At 66.2% G+C, this 503-nt stretch carries 1 protein-coding gene; it reads right to left on the reverse strand.

From position 1 onward, the window contains the following. On the reverse strand, positions 1-503 hold a 503-nt coding region (locus K6753_RS14410; RefSeq protein ID WP_255591922.1), incomplete at both ends, for a GTP-binding protein.

A 503-nucleotide genomic window follows, 5' to 3' on the forward strand; every position in this document is an offset into this window, starting at 1 on the left:
TCGCGGATGCCCACGATCTCGATTTCGTCGCCGACCTTGATGATGCCGCGCTCGATGCGGCCGGTCACCACGGTGCCGCGGCCCGAGATCGAGAACACGTCCTCGACCGGCATCAGGAACGGCTTGTCGATGTCGCGCTCCGGCTCCGGGATGTACGTGTCCAGCGCCTCGACCAGCTTGATGATCGCCGGCACGCCGATGTCGCTCTGGTCACCCTCGAGGGCCTTCAGGGCCGAACCGTGGATGATCGGGGTGTCGTCGCCCGGGAAGTCGTACTTGCTCAGCAGCTCGCGGACTTCCATCTCCACCAGCTCCAGCAGCTCGGCGTCGTCCACCATGTCCGCCTTGTTCAGGAAGACCACGATGTACGGCACGCCCACCTGGCGGGCCAGCAGGATGTGCTCGCGCGTCTGCGGCATCGGGCCGTCAGCGGCCGAGCACACCAGGATCGCGCCGTCCATCTGGGCGGCACCGGTGATCATGTTCTTGACGTAGTCGGCGTG

The sequence above is a fragment of the Novilysobacter selenitireducens genome, from assembly GCF_020026895.1.
In the GTDB taxonomy this organism is placed as follows: Bacteria; Pseudomonadota; Gammaproteobacteria; order Xanthomonadales; family Xanthomonadaceae; genus Lysobacter_C; species Lysobacter_C selenitireducens.